Origin of the sequence: Pantoea hericii, assembly GCF_014155795.1 — a bacterium.
Classification (GTDB): domain Bacteria; phylum Pseudomonadota; class Gammaproteobacteria; order Enterobacterales; family Enterobacteriaceae; genus Pantoea; species Pantoea eucalypti.
On the sequence record NZ_SCKV01000002.1, the window covers coordinates 128,291 to 151,416 of the forward strand.

General features: G+C 54.2%; 25 protein-coding genes and 1 other annotated feature. Of the genes, 16 read left to right on the forward strand and 9 right to left on the reverse strand.

Translation table 11 applies throughout. From position 1 onward, the window contains the following. Nucleotides 1-31: 31 nt before the first annotated feature. The 5 genes from H7K52_RS04195 to hxpB all read right to left on the reverse strand — a co-directional run bounded on the left by H7K52_RS04195 (nt 32) and on the right by hxpB (nt 4,762). Complete coding sequence (locus tag H7K52_RS04195) at nt 32-1,423, reverse strand: L-cystine transporter (RefSeq protein WP_003848346.1); 1,392 nt, start codon at nt 1,421-1,423, stop codon at nt 32-34. Between the two features lie 150 nt (nt 1,424-1,573). After that, nucleotides 1,574-2,164: a metal-dependent hydrolase gene (locus H7K52_RS04200; RefSeq protein ID WP_003848345.1), complete on the reverse strand. Its 591-nt coding sequence runs from the start codon at nt 2,162-2,164 to the stop codon at nt 1,574-1,576. Between the two features lie 140 nt (nt 2,165-2,304). Then, nucleotides 2,305-3,066: a 2-dehydro-3-deoxy-D-gluconate 5-dehydrogenase KduD gene (gene kduD / locus H7K52_RS04205; protein WP_003848343.1), complete on the reverse strand. Its 762-nt coding sequence runs from the start codon at nt 3,064-3,066 to the stop codon at nt 2,305-2,307. A gap of 16 nt (nt 3,067-3,082) precedes the next feature. After that, nucleotides 3,083-3,919, reverse strand: a complete 837-nt coding sequence (kduI, locus tag H7K52_RS04210) for a 5-dehydro-4-deoxy-D-glucuronate isomerase (protein ID WP_182629751.1) — start codon at nt 3,917-3,919, stop codon at nt 3,083-3,085. A 174-nt stretch (nt 3,920-4,093) separates the two neighbouring features. After that, nucleotides 4,094-4,762, reverse strand: coding sequence for a hexitol phosphatase HxpB (gene hxpB / locus H7K52_RS04215; RefSeq protein WP_182629752.1), 669 nt, complete (start codon nt 4,760-4,762; stop codon nt 4,094-4,096). Nucleotides 4,763-4,907: 145 nt separating this feature from the next. On the opposite strand from hxpB, the gene H7K52_RS04220 reads away from it, so the two are divergent. Continuing rightward, the gene (locus H7K52_RS04220) at nt 4,908-5,444 is read left to right on the forward strand and encodes a YniB family protein (protein WP_003848337.1); all 537 of its coding nucleotides are present in this window, start codon (nt 4,908-4,910) and stop codon (nt 5,442-5,444) included. A 12-nt stretch (nt 5,445-5,456) separates the two neighbouring features. Here H7K52_RS04220 and H7K52_RS04225 read toward each other — a convergent pair whose 3' ends face one another. Together H7K52_RS04225 and ghoS are read right to left on the reverse strand one after the other, a co-directional pair. Then, a complete protein-coding gene (locus H7K52_RS04225; RefSeq protein WP_008926180.1) occupies nt 5,457-6,350 on the reverse strand; it encodes a fructosamine kinase family protein in 894 nt (297 codons plus the stop codon). A gap of 78 nt (nt 6,351-6,428) precedes the next feature. Further along, nucleotides 6,429-6,749, reverse strand: coding sequence for a type V toxin-antitoxin system endoribonuclease antitoxin GhoS (gene ghoS, locus H7K52_RS04230; protein WP_003848334.1), 321 nt, complete (start codon nt 6,747-6,749; stop codon nt 6,429-6,431). Nucleotides 6,750-7,100: 351 nt separating this feature from the next. Between ghoS and H7K52_RS04235 the strand changes: the two genes are divergently transcribed. The 15 genes from H7K52_RS04235 to H7K52_RS04305 all read left to right on the forward strand — a co-directional run bounded on the left by H7K52_RS04235 (nt 7,101) and on the right by H7K52_RS04305 (nt 20,903). Further along, nucleotides 7,101-7,862: a DUF481 domain-containing protein gene (locus H7K52_RS04235; protein WP_003848331.1), complete on the forward strand. Its 762-nt coding sequence runs from the start codon at nt 7,101-7,103 to the stop codon at nt 7,860-7,862. Between the two features lie 246 nt (nt 7,863-8,108). Next, entirely contained in the window at nt 8,109-10,037 is a 1,929-nt protein-coding gene (gene thrS / locus H7K52_RS04240) for a threonine--tRNA ligase (RefSeq protein WP_078804353.1), read from the forward strand. 3 nt (nt 10,038-10,040) lie between these two features. Further along, entirely contained in the window at nt 10,041-10,592 is a 552-nt protein-coding gene (infC, locus tag H7K52_RS04245; RefSeq protein ID WP_033732471.1) for a translation initiation factor IF-3, read from the forward strand. A gap of 99 nt (nt 10,593-10,691) precedes the next feature. Then, a complete protein-coding gene (rpmI, locus tag H7K52_RS04250; protein ID WP_182629753.1) occupies nt 10,692-10,889 on the forward strand; it encodes a 50S ribosomal protein L35 in 198 nt (65 codons plus the stop codon). Between the two features lie 44 nt (nt 10,890-10,933). Further along, on the forward strand, nt 10,934-11,290 hold the full coding sequence (rplT, locus tag H7K52_RS04255) for a 50S ribosomal protein L20 (protein ID WP_003853267.1): 357 nt from the start codon (nt 10,934-10,936) through the stop codon (nt 11,288-11,290). Nucleotides 11,291-11,407: 117 nt separating this feature from the next. Further along, nucleotides 11,408-11,533: a sequence feature (Phe leader region), on the forward strand. Continuing rightward, the gene (pheM, locus tag H7K52_RS04260; RefSeq protein WP_106120997.1) at nt 11,413-11,457 is read left to right on the forward strand and encodes a pheST operon leader peptide PheM; all 45 of its coding nucleotides are present in this window, start codon (nt 11,413-11,415) and stop codon (nt 11,455-11,457) included. It overlaps the preceding feature by 45 nt. A 71-nt stretch (nt 11,534-11,604) precedes the next feature. After that, nucleotides 11,605-12,588 carry a phenylalanine--tRNA ligase subunit alpha gene (pheS, locus tag H7K52_RS04265; RefSeq protein WP_003853264.1) on the forward strand — a complete coding sequence of 328 codons (984 nt, stop codon included), beginning with the start codon at nt 11,605-11,607 and terminating at the stop codon, nt 12,586-12,588. A 14-nt stretch (nt 12,589-12,602) separates the two neighbouring features. Continuing rightward, nucleotides 12,603-14,990: a phenylalanine--tRNA ligase subunit beta gene (pheT, locus tag H7K52_RS04270; protein ID WP_105099235.1), complete on the forward strand. Its 2,388-nt coding sequence runs from the start codon at nt 12,603-12,605 to the stop codon at nt 14,988-14,990. Nucleotides 14,991-14,994: 4 nt separating this feature from the next. Beyond that, nucleotides 14,995-15,297, forward strand: a complete 303-nt coding sequence (ihfA, locus tag H7K52_RS04275; RefSeq protein WP_003853259.1) for an integration host factor subunit alpha — start codon at nt 14,995-14,997, stop codon at nt 15,295-15,297. A gap of 178 nt (nt 15,298-15,475) precedes the next feature. Continuing rightward, nucleotides 15,476-16,459 carry a vitamin B12 ABC transporter permease BtuC gene (btuC, locus tag H7K52_RS04280; RefSeq protein ID WP_039660368.1) on the forward strand — a complete coding sequence of 328 codons (984 nt, stop codon included), beginning with the start codon at nt 15,476-15,478 and terminating at the stop codon, nt 16,457-16,459. Between the two features lie 49 nt (nt 16,460-16,508). Beyond that, complete coding sequence (locus H7K52_RS04285) at nt 16,509-17,054, forward strand: glutathione peroxidase (RefSeq protein WP_003853255.1); 546 nt, start codon at nt 16,509-16,511, stop codon at nt 17,052-17,054. Beyond that, nucleotides 17,055-17,804 carry a vitamin B12 ABC transporter ATP-binding protein BtuD gene (btuD, locus tag H7K52_RS04290; protein WP_003853253.1) on the forward strand — a complete coding sequence of 250 codons (750 nt, stop codon included), beginning with the start codon at nt 17,055-17,057 and terminating at the stop codon, nt 17,802-17,804. A gap of 68 nt (nt 17,805-17,872) precedes the next feature. After that, on the forward strand, nt 17,873-18,331 hold the full coding sequence (locus H7K52_RS04295; RefSeq protein WP_105099232.1) for a C40 family peptidase: 459 nt from the start codon (nt 17,873-17,875) through the stop codon (nt 18,329-18,331). Between the two features lie 294 nt (nt 18,332-18,625). After that, nucleotides 18,626-19,372, forward strand: a complete 747-nt coding sequence (locus tag H7K52_RS04300; protein WP_182629754.1) for an EAL domain-containing protein — start codon at nt 18,626-18,628, stop codon at nt 19,370-19,372. Nucleotides 19,373-19,451: 79 nt separating this feature from the next. After that, the gene (locus H7K52_RS04305; RefSeq protein WP_033762892.1) at nt 19,452-20,903 is read left to right on the forward strand and encodes a protein adenylyltransferase SelO; all 1,452 of its coding nucleotides are present in this window, start codon (nt 19,452-19,454) and stop codon (nt 20,901-20,903) included. A 7-nt stretch (nt 20,904-20,910) separates the two neighbouring features. On the opposite strand, the gene H7K52_RS04310 is transcribed toward H7K52_RS04305, so the two are convergent. Further along, on the reverse strand, nt 20,911-21,957 hold the full coding sequence (locus tag H7K52_RS04310) for a 3-deoxy-7-phosphoheptulonate synthase (protein ID WP_008926188.1): 1,047 nt from the start codon (nt 21,955-21,957) through the stop codon (nt 20,911-20,913). Nucleotides 21,958-22,109: 152 nt separating this feature from the next. Then, the gene (gene ppsR, locus H7K52_RS04315; RefSeq protein WP_003853242.1) at nt 22,110-22,937 is read right to left on the reverse strand and encodes a posphoenolpyruvate synthetase regulatory kinase/phosphorylase PpsR; all 828 of its coding nucleotides are present in this window, start codon (nt 22,935-22,937) and stop codon (nt 22,110-22,112) included. Between the last annotated feature and the right edge of the window lie 189 nt (nt 22,938-23,126).

Genomic DNA, 23,126 nt, shown 5'->3' on the forward strand with positions numbered 1-23,126 from the left:
CCTGGCGCGGGCGCGCCAGGTTTAAGGCAGATTAACGGTGCGCCAGCTCGGCGTTGTCGTCACTTTCCAGTACGCGTTTATCGGTCATGCCTAACCAGCGGCTGGTCAGGGAACCTGCGGTCATCGAACCATTGACGTTCAGCGCTGTACGGCCCATATCAATCAGCGGCTCAATGGAGATCAGCAGCGCCACCAGGGTCACCGGCAGGCCCATCGCAGGCAGGACAATCAGTGCAGCAAACGTTGCACCTCCACCAACACCGGCCACACCGGCTGAGCTCAGCGTGACTATCCCAACCAGCGTGGCAATCCACAGTGGATCAAACGGGTTAATCCCGACGGTTGGCGCAACCATCACGGCCAGCATGGTCGGATAAAGACCGGCACAGCCATTCTGGCCGATTGTGGCACCAAAGGATGCCGCGAAGCTGGCAATCGACTCCGGCACGCCAAGACGACGGGTCTGGGTTTCAACGCTCAACGGAATGCTGGCTGCGCTGGAACGGCTGGTGAAGGCGAAGGTGATAACCGGCCACACTTTACGGAAGAAGCGCATTGGGTTGATACCATTAACCGACAGCAGCAGGGCGTGGACACCAAACATGATGGCCAGACCGAGGTATGAGGCGACCACAAAGCTGCCCAGTTTGATGATGTCCTGCAGGTTTGAACCGGCAACCACTTTAGTCATCAGCGCCAGCACACCATACGGCGTCAGCTTCATCACTAAACGCACCAGCTTCATGACCCACGACTGCAGCGTATCGATCGCCACCAGCACGCGCTGACCTTTCACTTCATCATCTTTAAGCAACTGCAGTGCAGCCACACCCAGGAACGCGGCAAAGATCACGACGCTGATGATTGAGGTCGGACTGGCGCCTGTCAGATCGGCAAACGGGTTTTTCGGGATAAAGGAGAGCACCAGCTGCGGCACGGTCAGGTCAGCCACTTTGCCGACATAGTTGCTCTGGATCGCACTGAGACGCGCGGTCTCCTGCACGCCCTGTACCAGACCTTCTGCGCTCAGACCAAACAGGCCGGTGACGAAGACGCCGACCAGTGCTGAGATGGCGGTGGTAAACAGCAGAACGCCGATGGTCAGTACGCTGATTTTTCCCAGCGAAGAGGCATTATGCAGACGGGCGACCGCACTCAGAATGGAAACGAACACCAGCGGCATGACGACCATCTGCAGCAACTGGACATAGCCATTACCGACGATGTTAAACCAGCTAATCGACTCTTTAACCACTGCGCTGTTTTCGCCGTAGATCAACTGCAACACCAGGCCGAACAGTACGCCGATCACCAGACCGGTCAGCACTTTTTTCGACAGGCTCCAGTTATGACGGCTGAAGCGGGAGAGCAATACCAGCAGCACCACAAAGGCCACGATATTAAGCGTAAGAGGAAGGTCCATGCTGAAACTCCAGAGTAATGCGGCCTTCCGTCATGGGAAGGCCGCATAATGTTAATCACGAATTAAGACAGCAGGAATGGTAACAGCAGGTGCAGAGGGTGCCTTATATCCAAATGGCATGGTTTATAACCAAATGGCGTTTTGCGCGGTTTATTGCGCAGTATGACTGGAAATTAATCGCCCGACACCATTTTGTAGCGTATCGAACAGCTGAGATGGCCAGCCGTTTGCACCAAAAGATGGCATCCCTACCGGGAACCACAGCGCATAGCCTACCAGTCCCAGACACAATGCCCGCTCCAGCTGATTGCCCTTCTGGCTGCGCAGAATCGGCAGGCGGAAGCGCCAGCGGCAGGGCCACAGCAGCGGAACCCCGGCGGGCGTCAGCATATCGGCCACTATATGGCTCAGGTAGCCGAGCGTCAGACCCTGCAGCACATCCGGTGGAATCGGTGACGACTGGGGCAGGTTAATCTGAAAAAGCCATAAACCGGCGGCAATCGCCAGCAGACTGTGGGTAAATCCCCGATGGCCGAACGCCCGTGCAATAGGATGAGAGAGCCAGCTGAGTCGCTGTCCCAGCAGAGATTTAGGATGATCGATGTCGGGCAGCAGACAGGTCAGCAGGGCTGAGGGAACAAGATGCCACCAGTCGGCCTGTGCCAGCACGGGTGTCAGCTCAGCACGCTTGGCAAAAATAGCGCTGGCAATGGCAAAAATGATGTGGCCTTCGCCCGTCATGATAGAACCTGGTTACAAAGAAAACTGTCGATGCATCCAGTATAGGGATTTATCCAGTAAATGAGAACATGTGACGCTGTAACGAAGCGTGAATTTTATTAATAAAATGGACAGTGCCAGGACACTGCCCGTTGGGGAAATTAACGCGCCAGCCAGCCGCCATCGACGGCCAGGGTGTAGCCGTTGACATAATCAGACGCAGCAGAAGCCATGAAGACTATCGGGCCCATCATGTCATCAGGCACGCCCCAGCGTCCGGCCGGTATCCGGCCCAGGATCTCTTCGCTGCGGGACGCGTCATTTCTCAACTGCTCGGTATTGTTGGTCGCCATATAGCCGGGTGCGATGGCATTGACGTTAATGCCATGCTTTGCCCACTCGTTTGCCATGAGACGGGTCAGGCCCATCACGGCACTTTTCGAGGCGGTATAAGAGGGCACCCGAATTCCGCCCTGGAAGGAGAGCATGGACGCGATATTGATAATCTTGCCGCCGTGTCCCTGCGCGATAAATTGACGGGCAACCTGCTGAGACAGGAAAAACAGGCTCTTGCTATTGATATTCATCACGTCATCCCAGTCCTGCTCGCTGAAGTCCAGGGCGTCTTCCCGGCGAATAATACCGGCATTATTGACCAGAATGTCAATTTTACCTGCAGCGGCCAGCGCCTGCTCAACCACAGAGGCTACTACGCTGGTCTGCAACAGATCGGCCTGCACCGGCCAGAAGCGGCGACCCAGCGCCTCCACCTTGCTTTGGGTGTCATCCGGGCCGTTACGGTTAACGCCGACAATATCGCAGCCCGCCTGTGCCAGACCCAGCGCCATGCCCTGACCTAAACCGGTGTTGCAGCCGGTTACCATTGCCACTTTACCTTCCAGGCTAAACGTATTCAGTACCATAGTATTTCTCCTCTGCTTAGCGCAGTTCACTGATTTTGACGTGATCCATGTCATCAAAGACCTGATTCTCACCCACCATGCCCCAGATAAAGGTGTAACGCTGGGTACCGACACCGGCGTGAATTGACCAGCTGGGTGAGATCACCGCCTGCTCGTTATGTACCAGCAGATGACGGGTCTGCTGCGGTTGCCCCATCATGTGGAAGACGGCGCTCTCTTCGCTCATATCGAAGTAGAAATAGACTTCCATGCGACGTTCGTGGGTGTGGCAGGGCATGGTGTTCCACAGACTGCCTTCATCCAGTTTGGTCAAGCCCATGGTGAGCTGACAGGTGGGCAGCACATCCGGCACGATGAATTTATGAATGGTTCGGCGGTTCGAGGTCGCGGCATCGCCCAGCGTGGCGGTAGCCGCCTCCTGCAGCGTGATTTTCCTGTCCGGGAAGGTGCTGTGTGCGGGTGCACTGTTGAAATAGAATTTGGCGGGCTGAGACGGATTCAGACTGCGGAACAGCAGGTTGCGGGCACCTTTGCCGATGTAAAGCGCCTCTTCGTGACCGATTTCCCACGCTTTACCGTCCACTTCCACACGCCCCGGTCCGCCAATATTGATCATGCCCAGCTCGCGGCGCTCGAGGAAATAGCTGACGCCCAGCTGTTTTCCCATTTCATCACCCATCGTCACGGGCGCGTTTACCGGCATGACGCCGCCAATGATGATGCGGTCGATGTGGCTGTAAGTCAGGGTGTAGTCATCGGCAGTGAAAATCGTTTCAATCAGGAACTCACGGCGCAACGCATCGGTGTCGAGTTGTTTAGCGTGATCGCTGTGAATGCTTTGACGAATGTCCATCTCAGGCCTCTCTGCAGGTCAGGTTTTTATGCCCCGAATGGGGACGCTTCGGGCATCTTAGGCAGAGTGGTACTGGAATTCAATAAAAATGAAACGTTGTTTTATTTTATTGCGAGTGAGATCAAGTGAGAAGATTGCCAGGCAAAAAAAAGCCCGCATCAGGCGGGCGGTTCTTCATCCCTGCAGATGCTGCAGGCTGAGCTGTGTCAGAGTATCCAGCCGGACATCCGCCAGCGCCCAGCGAGGGTCGTCACGGTATTCAGCGGCGGGTACCACAATTGACCGCATACGCGCCGCTTTGGTGGCGATCATGCCGTTAAAGGAATCTTCCAGCGTGACACAGTTAAGCGGATCGATTGCCAGGCTGTCGGCTGCGTTGAGATAGACCTGCGGATGAGGCTTACTGTAGGGCAGGGCTTCTGCGGAAGAGAGCACATCGAAATAGTGGCGCAGATTGAACATCTCCAGCACCTGCTCAAGCATCCTGAGCGGTGAGGCTGAGGCAAGGCCGATTTTCAGTCCCTGTTCGCGGCACAGTTGCAGCGCCGTTTCCACGCCTGGCAGCAGGGGCCGCGTCTGATCCACCAGCGTCATCGCACGGGCAATAATACGGTCAGTAACCTCCTGCTGCGAAGGACCCTGCCAGGGCAGTGTTTCGTACCACATCCGTACAGTCTGATCGATGCGCAGACCCAGAGTGTCGGGCATTTCACTGCGACGTGACAGGTCAACATCCAGCGTTGAAAAGATATCCAGCTCAGCCTGATCCCACAGCGGCTCAGAATCGATCAGTAAACCATCCATATCAAACAGGGCGGCGAGGACAGGGCGGTGATACGGCATCAGAGTTCTCCTTACAAAGTCGGCTTTACCTTAACATCATTCTCTGCGGGCGCACTCTCTGCCCGATCGACCACGCTTTATTTGGGAAATTTCACCGTTGGCAGGTAGACTGACGGCAAATTGGATTCCAGGTTCAGGAGATATCATGACCTATCAACAGGCTGGCCGTATCGCCATCCTTAAGCGCGTGGCGGGCTGGGTGCTCTTTTTAGTGGCGCTGATGTCGACCATTATTTCTGTGCTGAGCTTTATGTTTAAGCACAGCGAAAAGCAGCCCGGCATTGATGCCGTTATGCTTGATTTCGTTCATGTCATTGTCGATATGCTGCGCTTCAATACGCCGTTCCTGAACGTTTTCTGGCATAACTCGCCGGTACCCGAATTTAACGGTCAGATGAACCTGGGCTTCTGGCTGATCTACATTCTGATTTTTGTCGGGCTGGCGCTGGAGTCGTCAGGCGCGCGGATGGGACGTCAGGCGCGTCACGTTAAAGAGGGCATTGAGGACCAGATGATTCTGGAACAGGCAAAGGGCCCGGAAGGGCGCACCCGTCAGCAACTGGAAGAGAAGGTGCGCGTCCCCCGCCACACCATCTTCCTGCAGATTTTCCCGCTTTATGTGCTGCCAGTGGTGATTGCGATAGCCGGTTATTTTGCACTGTCGCTGCTGGGTTTTATCTGACGGTAAACCTCGTCAGGCCGGCCTGGCCTGACTGTTGCCGAGTGCATCTTCATCCAGCAACTCGCCAATAGCGAACTGTGCATCGCCAGGCCAGTGCCCGCCAAACACGTTAGCCCGGTTCAGCAGATAGTAAAGCTGATAAACGGGCAGGCGCTGTGAAAACCCATCGGGTAACGGCCACACCGACTGATAACCGTCGTAAATCTGGCGGGGCAGGTCGGGGTACCAGCTTAGCATCGCTAAATCACATTCACGGTCACCCCAGTAGCAGGCGGGATCGAACAGCCAGGGGCCCTGGTCGCTGCTGGCGCAGTTAGCGGGCCAGAGATCGCCATGCAGCAGCGACGGTTGCGGATGATGGGACGCGAGCACCCGCTGCACGGAGGCGATAATCAACTCCGTATCGCCGTACTGAATGCCTTTTTCCGCCGCCAGCTGCAATTGCCAGCCAATGCGCTGTTCGGCAAAAAACACCGACCAGCGCCGCAGCCAGCTGTTAGGTTGTGGCGTGGTGGTAATATTATTGTCGAAATCCAGTCCGAACTGGGTCTGCTCGCTCCACTGGTGCAGGCGAGCCAGTTGCTGTCCCAACTGAAACGCGCTCTGTTCATCCAGCGGCTGTGGCCGGATATATTCCAGCAGCAGAAAGCTCTCCTCACGGTGATGACCCACACCATAGACTTTAGGCACCCGAACTGTGCCGGTGCGCGCCAGCAAGGCCAGCTGATCGGCTTCCCAGGTAAAAAGCGAAAGCATATCGCGGCTGTTACTTTTGACAAAGACGTCATGTTCACCGTAGCGGATATGCCAGGCAGGATGGATATCACCACCCGCAAGGGCGTGACGTTGAGTGATTTCGGCGTTGCCTAACTGCTCGCTTAACAGACGACTAATGGCTGACCACATTGGGCTATCCTCGTTATTCGCTGCGTAAGAACGATTGTATTGCCTAAATATTCACCAAAACGCGCACGATTGCACCTCTTATTCTGGCGCGGAGGTGGCGGGGCGAGAATCCGCCGTGTTGCGCAGATACTCTTCAACGGTCATGACAGTCACTTCAGGTTTCTGACCCAACGCGCTTTCACCGGCCGCCGTAACCTGTTGTCGCAGATCTTCAGCCTCCAGTGAACTGACAATGCCATAGCTGTTCGTTCCCAGCTCATGGGGGTGACCGTCGTTGTCAGTCAGCGTGGTGGTAAAACCGGCGGCGGTCATTGCGCTGGTCAGTTCCAGGATGTCACTCAATCCCGACTCCTGATAATGAAAGGTCACAATGTAGCGGGTTAAATCATTGCTGCTCATGCGGTACCTCCAGGGGAAAAGAAACTGAACTGAGCGTAGACCATGGCGAAAAATCAGGCGAATTATGAAGGAGATGCCGGGTATCGGACGTGACGCACAGCGTAAATCTGTGTAAGGAGCCAGGAGGATGATGAAAAATTCTTCTGCCGTTACGTCTGGCTTTTCATTTGTGCAGCACTATAATGCGCGACGTTAATAAGATGAGTCCCAATTAACAGGGGTTGTCAGGGCAATTCCAGGCATTTTGTGTAAGTTAATAATTTTTTACAAAACTTACCGTAAATTGCATTGAATGCCTGGCAAAACGCTTCAGACTCTCCGTTTTTTAAACAGTCGCACGGATCACATTTAATGAAAGCCTATAACAAGCTGTCTGCTGTTCTTTTGCTCTCCGCCGGAGCTTTTTGTCACCAGGCACTGGCCGATAACGCCGTATTTACATCAATGGATGACCCTTCTACCGCTAAAAAGCCATTTGAAGGTTCTGCTGCTGCGGGATACCTGGCGCAAACCGGTAACACGACCAGCTCATCCACAACGGCCCAGACCAATATGACCTGGTATCAGTCATCTATGGCATACAGCTTGTGGGGTAACGCAGCTAATACCTCTTCAAATGATGAGCGCTCTTCTGAGACCTACAACATTGGTGGTCGTTCACGTTACAACCTTAACTCGTATGACTACCTGTTTGGACAGGCGAGCTGGTTAAGCGATCGTTTCAACGGTTACGATTCACGCGACGTCCTGACTGCCGGTTACGGTCGTCAGATTCTGAATGGCCCGGTACACTCGCTGCGTGCGGAATTCGGTCCGGGCGTACGTTATGATGATTACCACGCCGGTGGCCATGAGACCAAGGCGCTGGGCTATGGCGCAGTCAGCTATCAGTGGCAGCTGACCGATACCACTAAATTCATTCAGGGTGTCTCCGTGCTGAGTACCTTCGGAGAAGACACCACGGTGAACTCCGAAACCGGTCTGCAGGTAGCGATCAACAGCCATTTCGCGCTGAAACTGGCTTACAACGTGAGCTGGAACAACCATCCGGCTGAATCTGCGCCGGATCGTACGGATACCAAAACCTCAATCATGCTCTCTTACGCCATGTAAGCGCATTTTTGCCTGGGTGTATCCGGCGGCCTGACAGTGTGTCAGGCCGCTTTTTTTTGTCCTCTCCATGGCTTAGGGAAAAGGGGATGGGTTTTTCTCAACGGGGAAAACTGCTATTATCTGCCCCGCACTAAAATCCTGGCGACATTCCGACAATGTGGGTCTGATATCACGCCAGGTCACTCATTCTACATTACATTGCATGTAGGCTTTCGTGTGGCTTACCACTGCAAATAAGGATATGAAATGCCTGTAATTACGCTTCCTGATGGCAGCCAGCGTGTCTTTGACCGCCCCGTCAGTGTGATGGATATTGCGCTGGACATCGGTCCGGGTCTGGCAAAAGCCTGCATCGCTGGCCGCGTTAACGGTGAACTGGTTGATGCTGTCGATCCCATTACCGAAGATGCTGCTGTTGCGATTATTACCGCTAAAGATGAAGCGGGCCTGGAAATCATCCGTCACTCCTGTGCGCACCTGTTAGGGCATGCGATTAAACAGCTGTGGCCGGATACCAAAATGGCGATCGGTCCGGTCATTGATAACGGCTTCTATTATGATGTCGACATCGATCGTACCCTGACTCAGGAAGATATCGACCTGCTGGAAAAACGCATGCATCAGTTGGCTGAAACCAACTACGATGTGGTGAAGAAAAAGGTCAGCTGGCAGGAAGCACGTGACGTCTTTGCGGCGCGTGGCGAAATTTACAAGACCACCATACTTGATGAAAACATCAGCCATGACGATAAACCTGGCCTGTATCATCACGAAGAATATGTCGACATGTGCCGCGGTCCGCACGTGCCGAACATGCGGTTCTGCCATCATTTTAAACTGCAGAAGATCTCCGGTGCCTACTGGCGCGGCGACAGCAGCAACAAAATGCTGCAGCGTATTTATGGCACCGCATGGGCAGACAAAAAGCAGCTGGCAGCCTATCTGCAGCGTCTGGAAGAGGCGGCGAAGCGTGACCATCGTAAGATTGGTAAGCAGCTGGATCTCTACCATATGCAGGAAGAAGCACCAGGCATGGTCTTCTGGCATAATGACGGCTGGACCATCTTCCGCGAACTGGAAGTGTTTGTCCGCAGCAAATTAAAAGAGTACCAGTACCAGGAAGTGAAAGGTCCCTTCATGATGGACCGCGTCCTGTGGGAAAAAACCGGGCACTGGGAAAACTACAAAGAAGCGATGTTCACGACCTCGTCTGAGAACCGTGAATATTGCATCAAACCGATGAACTGTCCTGGGCATGTTCAGATCTTCAATCAGGGTCTGAAATCTTACCGTGACCTGCCATTGCGTATGGCGGAGTTCGGTAGCTGTCACCGTAATGAACCATCAGGTGCGCTGCACGGTCTGATGCGTGTACGTGGCTTTACCCAGGATGACGCGCACGTCTTCTGTACTGAAGAGCAGGTACGTGACGAAGTAAACAGCTGTATCCGCATGGTTTATGACATGTACAGCACCTTCGGCTTTGAAAAGATCGTGGTGAAGTTATCCACCCGTCCTGAGAAGCGCATCGGTACAGATGAAATGTGGGATCGTGCCGAGGAAGACCTGGCTGCCGCGCTGAACGAAAACAATATTGAGTTTGAGTTCCAGCCTGGCGAAGGTGCGTTCTACGGTCCTAAAATTGAGTTCACGTTGTATGATTGCCTTGATCGCGCCTGGCAGTGCGGCACAGTTCAGCTAGACTTCTCCCTGCCAAAACGCCTTGAAGCAACGTATGTGGGTGAAAACAATGATCGTCAGACGCCAGTGATGATTCACCGTGCGATTCTGGGATCAATGGAGCGTTTCATCGGTATTCTTACCGAAGAATTTGCCGGTTTCTTCCCAACCTGGCTGGCACCGCTGCAAGTCGTGGTAATGAATATTACCGATGGACAAGCGGAATATGTTGAGTCTTTGACGCGTAAGCTGCAGAATGCTGGCATTCGTGTGAAAGCAGACTTGAGAAATGAGAAGATAGGCTTTAAAATCCGCGAGCACACATTACGTCGCGTCCCTTATATGTTGGTCTGCGGTGATAAAGAGGTGGAAGCTGGCAAAGTTGCCGTTCGCACCCGCCGTGGTAAAGACCTTGGGTCGATGGATGTCGATGTGTTTGTTGCAAAATTGCAACAAGAGGTTCGCAGCCGAAATCTTCAACAATTGGAGGAATAAAGTATTAAAGGCGGAAAACGAGTACTACCTACGCGTCCGAACAAGATTAACAGTGAAATTCGCGCAACTGAAGTGCGCTTAACAGGCATGGATGGCGAGCCGATTGGCATTGTCACATTACGCGAAGCTTTGGAAAAAGCTGAGGAAGCGGGCGGCGATTTAGTCGAAATCAGCCCGAATGCCGAACCGCCGGTCTGCCGTATTATGGATTACGGCAAGTTCCTCTATGAAAAAAGCAAATCTTCTAAGGAACAGAAGAAGAAGCAGAAAGTTATTCAGGTTAAGGAAATCAAATTCCGTCCTGGAACCGATGATGGCGACTATCAGGTCAAACTACGCAACCTGATTCGCTTTCTGGAAGATGGCGATAAAGCCAAAATCACGCTGCGTTTCCGCGGTCGTGAGATGGCGCACCAGCAGATCGGTATGGAAGTGCTTAACCGCGTCCGTAAAGACCTGTGTGAAGATCTGGATTTGGCCATTGTCGAATCCTTCCCTTCGAAGATCGAAGGCCGCCAGATGATCATGGTGCTCGCTCCTAAGAAGAAACAGTAGGCTTTCAAGTAGCAGTAATCGCGCAACGCTTGCGTTGTGCGATTGTCTGTTCGCCTGTCTGGGTCATGTTATTAACAATGCGAAGTGGATATTTTTAAAATGCCAAAGATTAAAACTGTACGTGGCGCGGCTAAGCGCTTCAAGAAGACCGCTTCTGGCGGCTTCAAGCGTAAACACGCAAACCTGCGTCATATTCTGACTAAAAAATCTACTAAGCGTAAACGTCACCTGCGTCCGAAATGCATGGTGTCTAAAGGCGATCTGGGTCTGGTTATTGCCTGCCTGCCGTACGCATAAGTAAATTTTTTTCTTTAATTCAGAATATTAAACAGGAGAGCTAAATGGCTCGTGTAAAACGTGGTGTAGTTGCTCGCGCACGTCACAAAAAAATCTTAAAACAAGCTAAAGGCTATTACGGTGCACGTTCACGTGTTTACCGTGTTGCTTTCCAGGCTGTTATCAAAGCTGGTCAGTATGCTTACCGTGACCGTCGTCAGCGTAAGCGTCAGTTCCGTCAGCTGTGGATCGCGCGTATTAACGCAGCGGCACGTCAGAACGGCATGTCATACAGCCGTTTCATCAATGGTCTGAAGAAAGCAGCCATTGAGATTGACCGTAAGATCCTGGCCGACATCGCTGTATTCGACAAAGTGGCATTCTCTGCACTGGTCGAAAAAGCGAAATCAGCCCTGGCGTAAGTCAGATGGAAAAGGGAGCTTGCTCCCTTTTTTATTGCCTGTAACTTACGCAAATGATTGACATTTTAGTCGCTGAGCATTTCAATAGTACCCCTGTATAGCATCACAAGGTAACCGCAAGCATGAATGCTGCTATTTTCCGTTTCTTTTTTTACTTTAGCGCCTGACATTCGGGGGCTTTTGCGCATAAGAGAAGAAACGAAAAATCGCGCTGAAAGCCTCCCTCGTGGAGGCTTTTTTGTTTCTGGCGCTAGCATATTGGACCGGCAGGTCCCAACGAGAACTGACCAGCCTGACTGGAAAAAGAGGAAATTATGTCCCAACTCGCAGAACTGGTGGCCAGCGCCACGGCGGCCATCGACGGGGCGACGGATATCGCCGCCCTTGACGCGGTGCGCGTCGAATACCTCGGTAAGAAAGGACATCTGACACTGCAGATGACCACATTACGCGAGCTGCCAGCCGAAGAGCGTCCTGCAGCGGGTGCTGTTATCAACGAAGCGAAACAGCAGGTCACCGAGCGTCTCAATGCACGCAAAGATGCGCTGGAATCCGCAGTGCTGAACGCCCGTCTTGCGGAAGAGACCATTGATGTTTCTCTGCCGGGCCGTCGTATTGAGAATGGCGGTCTGCATCCTGTGACCCGCACCATGGATCGCATTGAGACTTTCTTCGGTGAGTTAGGCTTTGCTGTCGTGACCGGACCAGAAATTGAAGATGATTATCATAACTTCGATGCGCTGAATATTCCTGCCCATCATCCGGCGCGTGCCGATCATGATACCTTCTGGTTCGACGCTACCCGCCTGCTGCGCACCCAGACCTCTGGCGTACAGATCCGTACTATGCAGGCTCAGCAGCCGCCAATCCGCATTATTGCACCAGGCCGCGTCTACCGTAACGATTACGACCAGACGCATACGCCGATGTTCCATCAGATGGAAGGGCTGATTGTTGATAAAAACATCAGCTTTACCAATCTGAAAGGGACGCTGCACGATTTCCTTAACAACTTCTTCGAAGAAGATTTGCAGATCCGTTTCCGTCCTTCTTACTTCCCGTTTACTGAGCCGTCCGCAGAAGTGGACGTGATGGGTAAAAACGGTAAATGGCTCGAAGTGCTGGGTTGCGGCATGGTACATCCAAACGTGCTGCGTAATGTCGGCATCGATCCGGAAGTCTATTCCGGCTTCGCCTTTGGTATGGGCATGGAGCGTCTGACCATGTTGCGCTACGGCGTGACCGATCTGCGTGCTTTCTTCGAAAATGATTTACGTTTCCTCAAACAATTTAAGTAAGGGCAGGATATCCAATGAAATTCAGTGAACTCTGGTTACGCGAATGGGTAAATCCAGCCCTGGACAGCGCTGCGCTGTCTGAACAAATCACCATGGCTGGCCTGGAAGTGGACGGCGTTGAGCCGGTTGCGGGTGCGTTTCATGGCGTCGTGGTCGGTGAAGTGGTGGAGTGCGGTCAGCACCCCAATGCCGACAAGCTGCGTGTGACCAAAATCAATGTGGGCGGCGAGCGTCTGCTGGATATCGTCTGTGGCGCGCCGAACTGCCGTCAGGGACTGAAAGTCGCCGTCGCGACCGTGGGTGCCGTGCTGCCAGGTGATTTCAAAATCAAAGCGGCCAAACTGCGTGGCGAGCCGTCTGAAGGTATGCTCTGCTCGTTCTCCGAGCTGGGCATTTCCGACGACCACAACGGCATTATCGAACTGCCTGCCGATGCGCCCATTGGCACCGACATCCGCACATACCTGCAGCTGGATGACAACACCATTGAAATCAGCGTCACGCCTAACCGCGCCGACTGCCTGGGTCTGATCGGTATCGCCCGTGATGTCGCTGTGCTGAACGGTTTACCGCTGAACAAGCCGCAGATGCAGCCGGTCACGGCTACGCTCAACGAGACATTCCCGATCCAGGTTGACGCAACAGAAGCCTGTCCGCGCTATCTGGGCCGCGTAGTGAAAGGGATTAACGTTGCGGCGGCGACGCCACTGTGGATGAAAGAGAAGCTGCGTCGCTGCGGCATTCGCTCAATCGATCCGGTTGTAGACATCACTAACTACGTTCTGCTGGAACTGGGTCAGCCGATGCACGCCTTCGACCTCGACCGCATTGACGGCGGTATCGTGGTGCGCATGGCGAAAGAGGGCGAAAAGCTGACACTGCTGGATGGCACTGAAGCCAGTCTGCAAAGTGATACCTTAGTGATCGCCGATCACCAGAAAGCGCTGGCCATGGCCGGTATTTTTGGTGGCGAACATTCAGGTGTGAACGGCGAAACGCAAAACATCCTGTTCGAGTGCGCATACTTTGACCCGCTTTCTATCACCGGTCGCGCACGTCGTCACGGTCTGCATACCGACGCGTCACATCGCTACGAGCGTGGCGTTGACCCGGCGCTGCAACACACCGCGCTGGAGCGTGCGACCGAGCTGCTGCTGTCAATCTGCGGCGGTGAAGCGGGCCCAGTCATCGATCAGACCCATCAGACAGCCCTGCCTGTACCGGCGACGATCACCCTGCGCCGTGAAAAACTGGACCGTCTGATTGGCCACGTCATTGCGGATGATCAGGTCACTGACATCCTGACCCGCCTGGGCTGTGAAGTCACTGTGGGTGAAGGGCAGTGGCAGGCTGTGGCCCCGAGCTGGCGTTTCGATATGGCGATCGAAGAAGACCTGGTCGAAGAAGTGGCGCGTATTTACGGCTATAACAACATTCCGGATGTGCCAGTACAGGCCGGGCTGGTAATGACCCAGCACCGCGAAGCGAACCTGTCGCTGAAGCGCGCTAAAAACATGCTGGTGGATAAAGGTTATCAGGAAGCGATTACCTACAGCTTCGTTGATCCAAAAATCCAGCAGCTGCTTCATCCGGGTGAAGAGGCGCTGCTACTGCCAAGCCCGATCTCCAGCGACATGTCGACGATGCGTCTGTCACTCTGGACTGGCCTGCTCAGTGCAGTGGTTTACAACCAGAACCGTCAGCAGAGCCGCGTACGCCTGTTCGAGAGCGGCTTACGTTTTGTGCCCGATAGCCAGGCGGATTTAGGTATCCGTCAGGATCTTATGCTGGCTGGCGTGATCAGTGGCAACCGCGTTGAAGAGCACTGGGATCTGGCGCGTCAGACCGTTGACTTCTATGATTTGAAAGGCGATTTAGAGTCGCTGCTCGATTTAACCGGCAAACTGGATAACATCAGCTTCCGTGCTGAAGTGAATCCGGCGTTGCATCCAGGACAGAGCGCGGCGATTTATTTGCATGATGAACATATCGGTTTTATCGGCGTGGTTCATCCTGAGCTGGAACGTAAGCTTGATCTTAATGGCCGCACCTTAGTCTTTGAACTGCTTTGGAATAAGGTCGCAGACCGCGTCCTGCCTGACGCGCGCGAGATTTCTCGCTTCCCGGCGAACCGTCGTGATATTGCTGTTGTGGTGGCTGAAAACGTCCCTGCAGCAGATATCATCGCAGAGTGTAAGAAAGTTGGCGTAAATCAGGTAGTTGGCGTAAACTTGTTTGACGTGTACCGCGGTAAGGGCGTTTCTGAGGGCTACAAGAGCCTCGCAATCAGCCTGATTTTGCAGGATACCAGCCGGACACTCGAAGAAGAGGAGATTGCCGCGACCGTTGGCAAATGCGTTGCGGCATTAAAAGAGCGATTCCAGGCAACCTTGAGGGATTGAACCTATGGCGCTTACAAAAGCTGAGATGTCAGAGTACCTGTTTGAGAAACTCGGGTTAAGCAAACGCGATGCCAAAGAGTTAGTGGAGCTGTTTTTCGAAGAGGTTCGCCGCGCTTTGGAAAATGGAGAACAGGTTAAACTGTCTGGGTTTGGTAATTTCGACCTGCGTGACAAAAACCAGCGTCCTGGCAGAAACCCGAAAACGGGTGAAGATATTCCGATTACTGCGCGTCGCGTAGTAACGTTCCGCCCAGGACAGAAGCTGAAAAGCCGCGTAGAGAACGCTACACCCAAAGAGACTGACTGAATTTCAGCGTTTCAAAAAGGCCGCGAAAGCGGCCTTTTTTCATGGTTCCGGCACACAACATCACCGCTCCCCGCGCCGTTAATCGCCACGGCAGGCCTGCGCAAACCGCCTCATCAGCCTTTCTTTTTTCTGCAATCTCTCTACAATCAAATCACTGTTTTCTCAGCTAATCCTGCTTATGTCTCTGCTCGACACGTTCGCGCGCCAGTCCGACCAGCGCGGCCAGAAATGGCTGATTGCGCTGGCTCTTACGCTCTGTGCACTGCTCTGTCTCAGCCTCTGTGCCGGAGACAGCTGGATCGCGCCCGCAGCGTGGTTCACCGAGAGCGGCAGACTCTTTGTCTGGCAGTTGCGGTTGCCCCGCAGCCTGGCGGTGGTGCTGGTGGGGGCGTCTCTGGCGATATGCGGTGTGGTGATGCAGGCGCTGTTTACCAATCCGCTGGCAGAGCCTGGCCTCCTTGGCGTCTCGAACGGCGCCGGTATTGGCCTGGTGCTCGGCGTGCTGCTGGGCAGCGGCTCGCTGTGGAGCCTCGGGCTGGCGGCGATGGCCGGTGCGTTGATTATTACGCTAATTCTGCTGCATTTTGCGCATCGTCAGCTTTCGGTCACCCGGCTGTTGCTGACCGGTGTGGCGCTGGGGATTATTTGCAGCGCCATCATGACCTGGGCGGTCTACTTCAGCACCAGTCTCGATCTGCGTCAGTTGATGTACTGGATGATGGGGGGATTCAGCGGAATTGACTGGCGCTATGGCTGGATGATGCTGGCGCTGCTGCCGGTGATGCTGGCCCTGGGAGCGACCGGGCCCATCCTCAATCTGCTGGCGCTGGGCGAGACATCCGCCCGTCAGCTCGGACTGTCCCTCTTTTACTGGCGTAACCTGCTGGTGCTGGCGATGGGCTGGCTGGTGGGTATCAGCGTCGCGATGGCCGGTGCCATTGGTTTTGTCGGGCTGGTCATCCCGCATCTCCTGCGCCTGAGCGGTATCAGTGACCACCGTTATCTGCTGCCGGCCTCGGCGCTGGCGGGCGCGGCGGTGCTTCTGGCCGCCGATATCGTGGCACGTCTGGCGCTGACCTCGGCGGAATTGCCGATAGGTGTCGTGACCGCGACACTGGGCGCGCCGCTGTTTATTATTTTACTGGTGAAATCTTCGCGCTAGCTTCGGCTGGTTATTCTGGATCCACAACAGCATCCACAAAGGAAATAGCATGAACATTTATGATACTGAACTGGTTACGCTCGATGGGGAAAAAACCACGCTGTCACAGTGGCAGGGCAAGGTTCTGCTGGTGGTCAATGTGGCCTCTAAATGTGGTCTGACGCCGCAATATGAAGAGCTGGAAAACCTGCAGAAAGCCTGGCAGGATCAGGGCTTCAGCGTACTCGGTTTCCCCTGCAATCAGTTTCTGGAGCAGGAGCCGGGCAGCAGTGAGGAGATCAAAACCTTCTGCAGCACGACCTATGGCGTCACGTTCCCGATGTTTGCCAAAACCGAGGTCAACGGCGAAGGTCGTCATCCACTCTATGCGCAGATGATCGCGGCCCGTCCTGACGCGGTGCGTCCGGAAGGCAGCGGCTTTTACGAGCGTATGGAGAGTAAAGGCCGCGCGCCGAAAGCGCAGGGCGACATTCTGTGGAATTTCGAAAAATTCCTGATTGGCCGTGACGGCAGCGTGATCCAGCGTTTTGCACCTGATATGACGCCGGAAGATCCAATCATTCTGGAAACCATTAAGCAGGCGCTGGCAAAATAGATGCTGTTACGCCTGCATCAGGCTGCTGTTCCCGGGCGGCTGCTGCCAATGAACGGTGAACTTGCCGCCGGTCAGCTGCTGCACGTGGCAGGACCGAATGGCGCAGGTAAAAGCACCTTACTGAGTGTGATTGCGGGTCTGCAACCCGCCTCAGGGAGGGTGCTGCTGGATGAAAAGCCGCTGATTGACTGGCGCGGCGCGGCGCTCTCCAGGGTTCGGGGCTGGCTGCCCCAGCAGCAGGCGCCGCTGAGCCAGATGCCGGTCTGGCACTATTTACGTCTGCATCTGAAGCAGGCGGGGTCGCAGTCCGATGTCCGGCTCAGTACGCTGCTGCAACAGCTGCAGCTGCAGGATAAATTAACCCGTTCCCTGACCAGACTCTCCGGCGGTGAATGGCAGCGCGTCAGGCTGGCGGCAGTCTGCGCGCAGATTGATCCTCTCATCAATCCCCACGGGCGATTGTTAATTCTCGATGAGCCAATGACGGCGCTGGATATCGGCCAGCAGAAAGCGGCAGACGATCTGATTGCGGCGCTGTGCGCGGCAGGTATCAGCGTTATCGCCAGTAGTCACGACCTCAACCACAGCCTCCAACACGCCGATCGGGTCTGGCTGATGAACAGGGGACAGGTGGTTGCGCAGGGCGAACCGGCAAAGGTCCTGACGCCGCAGCGCCTGACTCCCCTTTACCAGATAACTTTCCGGCAGATTCAACTCGAAGGACGCACGCTACTGACCGTCCTGCCCTGACACTTGCTACATGGCGGGCTTTACCGCTACATTAAGCCGGTTGTAACTTCTGATAAGGACATTTGGCGATGCGCCTGGGTTTGCTGATTTTAGTTCTGCTGCTGTCGGGATGCAGTCATCACGCTCCGCCGATTAATGGCCGTCTTTCCGATTCGATCACTGTGATAGCGGAACTGAACGATCAGCTCGGTCACTGGCGTGGCACGCCTTATCGCTATGGCGGCATGAGTCGTAACGGCGTTGACTGCTCTGGCTTTGTCTATCTGACCTTCCGCGACAAATTTTCGCTACAGCTGCCGCGCACCACCTCAGCCCAAAGCGATATTGGCACCCGAATCAGTAAAGATGAACTGCTGCCAGGCGATCTGGTTTTTTTCAAAACCGGGCGTGGCGAAAATGGCCTGCATGTGGGTATTTATGACACCGATAATGCCTTCATCCACGCGTCAACCAGCCAGGGCGTAGTCCGCTCTTCGCTCGACAATGTCTACTGGCGGAAAGTGTTCTGGCAGGCGCGCCGTATTTAAACGCCGTTCGCCAAATCTGACTTAAGTCCAGTTTTAAATAGAGCCGAAACAGAGAGTAAAAGCTTTATTTTAAATGACAGTTATTGACTGTGGGTTTTAATAACCAGAATAAATGCTTTTTTAATTCCACTAATAAGCGGTATTTTATCGCTATTATTTGGCTTAAGCGTGACTGCCTGTTGTCAAACGGCGGTGGAAGGGCAAAGAAGTTCGTCTCTTCAATGATTTGGCACTATTGCCTGTACCCAACCATTACTATACGATATCTCCATCGCCGCTTATTCTGGCATCAAAATGAAAATTCATCTCTCGGCCGACTATCAGTCGGAAATCTGGTTCTATCCTGTCTGTGATGTTCACGGACGGTTGACCGCTGTCGAGCTGGTAACGCAGTTGGTGCATGAAAGTGCTCCCATCACTCTGCCGCAGGATCTGTTGCTGCCGCAGCTTGATGAGTCGCAGCAGCTGCGCCTTCTGCAAAGTCAGATTGGATTGCTGGAGCAGAATCGCGCGTTATTTGAAGCGCATTCTGTGTCAGCATTTATCCGTATTGATGAAGGGATGGCCCGGACACTGCTGGCCAGTGAATTAGTTATGCGGAAAATAAAGCAGCTGCCGTTCATTCTGTTGAATATTACTGAAACGTTTCCGCAACTGAAACTGGGCAAAAATAATCCCTTACTGGCTGACCTGCACGCAGAATTTAATTTAGCACTTTCACATTTCGGCGCGGGTAAGACACCCTCTAATGCAGTCTACGATAATTTATTCAGTTGTATCTGTCTGGATAAAGAGTTTATTCATTCGCTGACAAAACGCGCGTCATTCGTGCCGTTTATTCAGAGCATTATCGATAATTTTCGCGCCCATTGTGACCGACTCATTATTTGTGGCATTGACGATGAAGTGTTGTTCGATAAAGTCAGCCAGCTGAACGGTGTCGACTTCCAGGGTGCGCTCTTCCCGGTAGTAAAATCGGATGCACTGCGTTCACTGCTCTGCGCCGATGATCGTATGCCATCTTCTCAGCATCCTGGTTGATACCCTCTTTTAATCCCCGCTATCAGCGTTACACTAGAGGACTCATCTACGTACCGCTGAGCAGCGCATGGGAGAAATAATGTCTTCTGGTAAGGCCACTTTTGACAACACCTGGTTTCGGGAACTGACAGGGTGTTACACCGCGCTAAACCCCACACCGCTGACTGGCGGACGCCTGCTGTATCACAACGCACCGCTTGCAACCTCAATGGGTCTGGATCCCGAACTCTTTGCCGGTAACGGTCATGACGTCTGGCACGGCGCAGCCCTGTTACCCGGCATGCAGCCGCTGGCGCAGGTCTACAGTGGCCATCAGTTTGGCGTCTGGGCGGGCCAGCTTGGTGACGGGCGCGGCATTCTGCTGGGTGAACAGCGCCTTGATGATGGCAGTAAACTTGACTGGCATCTCAAGGGCGCAGGCCTGACGCCTTACTCAAGGATGGGGGATGGTCGCGCTGTAATCCGTTCCAGCGTGCGAGAGTTCCTCGCCTCAGAGGCGCTGCACCATCTTGGCATTCCCACCACGCGAGCATTGACCCTGTCGATAGGCGATGAGCCGGTCTACCGCGAAACCACCGAACGTGGCGCAATGCTGATGCGTATCTCACCGAGCCATCTGCGGTTCGGGCATTTCGAGCATTTCTTTTATAGTCAGCAGCAGGAGAAAGTGCAGCAGCTGGCCGACTACGCGATTCGTCATCACTGGCCGCATCTGGAAGCGGAAGCGGACCGCTATCAGCAATGGTTTACCGACATTGTGTTACGTACCGCGCGGCTGATTGCCCTGTGGCAGAGCGTGGGCTTTGCGCATGGGGTGATGAACACCGACAACATGTCGATTCTTGGCCTGACCATCGACTATGGCCCCTTTGGTTTTCTGGATGATTATCAGCCTGACTTCATCTGCAATCACAGCGACTATCAGGGTCGCTACAGCTTTGAAAATCAGCCGATGATTGGCCTGTGGAATCTTAACCGGCTGGCGCACGCGCTTTCGGGTCTGCTGACCACGGAGCAGTTGCGGACGGCACTGAGCGCCTATGAACCTGAACTGATGCGGGTCTGGGGCGAGCGGATGCGGGCGAAGCTCGGTCTGTTGACACAGCAGAGCAACGATAATGAGATTCTGACCGATCTGCTGGCCCTGATGACCCAGGAGCACAGCGATTACACGCTGACGTTCCGGCTGCTAAGTGAGACTCAACAGGCTGAAAGCCGCTCACCGTTGCGCGATGAGTTTATCGATCGTGAGGCGTTTGATGGCTGGTATCAGCGCTATCGCAGCCGTCTGATGGACGAGCAGGTCAGTGATACGGAACGTCAGGCAGTGATGAAGGCCGCTAATCCGGCGGTGATTCTGCGCAACTATCTGGCACAGCAGGCGATTGAAGAGGCGGAGCGGGGCGAGCAGGGTGCGCTGGCACGCCTGCATCAGGCGTTACAGCAGCCCTTTAGCGATGAGACGGCCGCTGAATATCGTCAGCGGCCGCCAGACTGGGGCAAAACGTTAGAGGTGAGCTGCTCCAGCTAACTGAAAATCAGAGGCGATGAGAAACCGCCTCGGCCAGCAGGGCGAGCACTTTTTCGCTCTCCTGCCAGCCGAGGCAGGGATCGGTAATCGACTTGCCGTAAACCAGCGGTTCGCCGCTCACCACTTTCTGATTACCCTCTTCCAGGAAGCTCTCAATCATCACACCGGCAACAGCCCGCGATCCTGCTTTAATCTGCTCCGCTACCTCTGCCGCCACATCCATCTGACGACGATGCTGCTTCAGGCAGTTGCCGTGACTGAAGTCGATTACCAGCTGCTCTGGCAGATTAAAGGCAGACAGACTCTCCGCCGCGGCAGCGACATCACTGGCATGATAGTTAGGCTGCTTGCCACCACGCAGGATCACATGTCCATGCGGGTTGCCGCTGGTCTGATAGATCGTCATCTGCCCCAGCTTGTCCGGCGACAGGAACATATGGCTGGCGCGTGCGGCGCGAATCGCATCCACGGCAATCTGAACGTTACCGTCGGTGCCGTTTTTAAAGCCGACCGGGCAGGAGAGGGCCGACGCCATTTCACGGTGGATCTGGCTTTCGGTGGTGCGTGCGCCAATCGCTCCCCAGCTGATCAGGTCGGCAATAAACTGGCCGATCACCATATCCAGAAATTCTGTGGCGGTAGGCAATCCCAGCGTGTTGATATCAATCAGCAGTTTGCGGGCGATACCAATGCCCCGGTTTACATCGTAGCTGCCATCCAGGTTCGGATCAGAGATTAAGCCTTTCCAGCCCACCACGGTGCGCGGCTTCTCGAAGTAGGCGCGCATCACAATCTCCAGCCGATCGTCATAGCGGCTGCGCAATGCGTTCAGACGCTCTGCATACTCCAGGGCTGCTTTCGGGTCGTGCAGTGAGCAGGGGCCAATCACCACCAGCAGGCGGGGATCTTCACCGGTCAGAATACGGGCTATACGTTTACGGGCAGCCGTGACATTGTCGGCAATGGCCGGGGAAACGGGATGGTCAGCCGCCAGGCTGGCGGGAGTAATCAGACTACCAATGCGTGCGGTACGCAGTTCGTCGGTTTTGTTCATGAGTTTCTCGAAAACGGTTCTTCGCAGCGGTGAAATACCGGGAAGTGATGGTGGTCACAATAAACCATTAGCCTGCGAATTCAACCCGGGATTTGATAATGAAATCAAAAGCGACGGCAGCATCGCTTTACAACTCAGCATCGATAACACTCTCAGTACATGCGGCGCGTCAGACCCATGATGTCGAGAATTTTGGTGGCAATCTCTTCCACCGAGTAGTTGGTGCTGTTGAGATAGCGGATCTGATGGGTGCGAAACAGCGCTTCTACTTCGCCCACTTCCAGTCGGCACTGACGCATTGAGGCGTAACGGGTATTTTCCGCCCGCTCCTGACGTATCGCCGCCAGGCGTTCCGGATCGATAGTCAGCCCGAACAGTTTATTCTGATGCGCGCGCAGCGCGGGCGGCAGTTTGAGGTTATCCATGTCATCTGCGATGAACGGGTAGTTGGCGGCGCGCACACCAAATTGCATCGCCAGATAGAGGCTGGTGGGAGTTTTACCACAGCGCGAGACACCCAACAGAATAACCTGCGCATCCTCGAGTCCGCGCAGCGAGATACCGTCATCATGCGCCAGTGCGTAATCGATCGCCGCAATACGCGCATCATATTTACCCAGATTACTGGCATCCAGTCCGTGAGTACGGTGAGCAACCGGTGCGGGGGACAAACCCAGCTCCTGCTGCAGCGGTGCCACCAGCGCCTGCACGATATCCTGACAAAAGCCGTCGCTCTGCACGATGATGTCGCGCACTTCCGGGGTGACGATCGAGAAAAACACCAGTGGCCGCACACCGCTCTGCTGATAAAGGGCGTTAATCTGGGCTTTAACCGCCAGCGCACGCTGGACATTTTCTACGAAGGGCAGCGTCAGACTGGTGATATTAACCGGAAATTGTGACAGCACCGCATGACCCAGTACTTCAGCCGTAATGGCCGTACCATCGGAGATATAAAAAACGCTTCTGTCAGTTGTCATAACGTAATCAGCCTCAGACAAGAGTGAGCCGTTAGCATGAGCCATGCGCTTAAATAATTCATCTCTGATTTTAGTTTCTGTAATGCCTGTCCGGATTTTTTGTCTGCTGTTTCATCAGGATAATTAAAAACTAACCGCGGTTTCGCTTCACCGGGATGCTTTAAACCCTTATTACGCTGCAAATAGTCA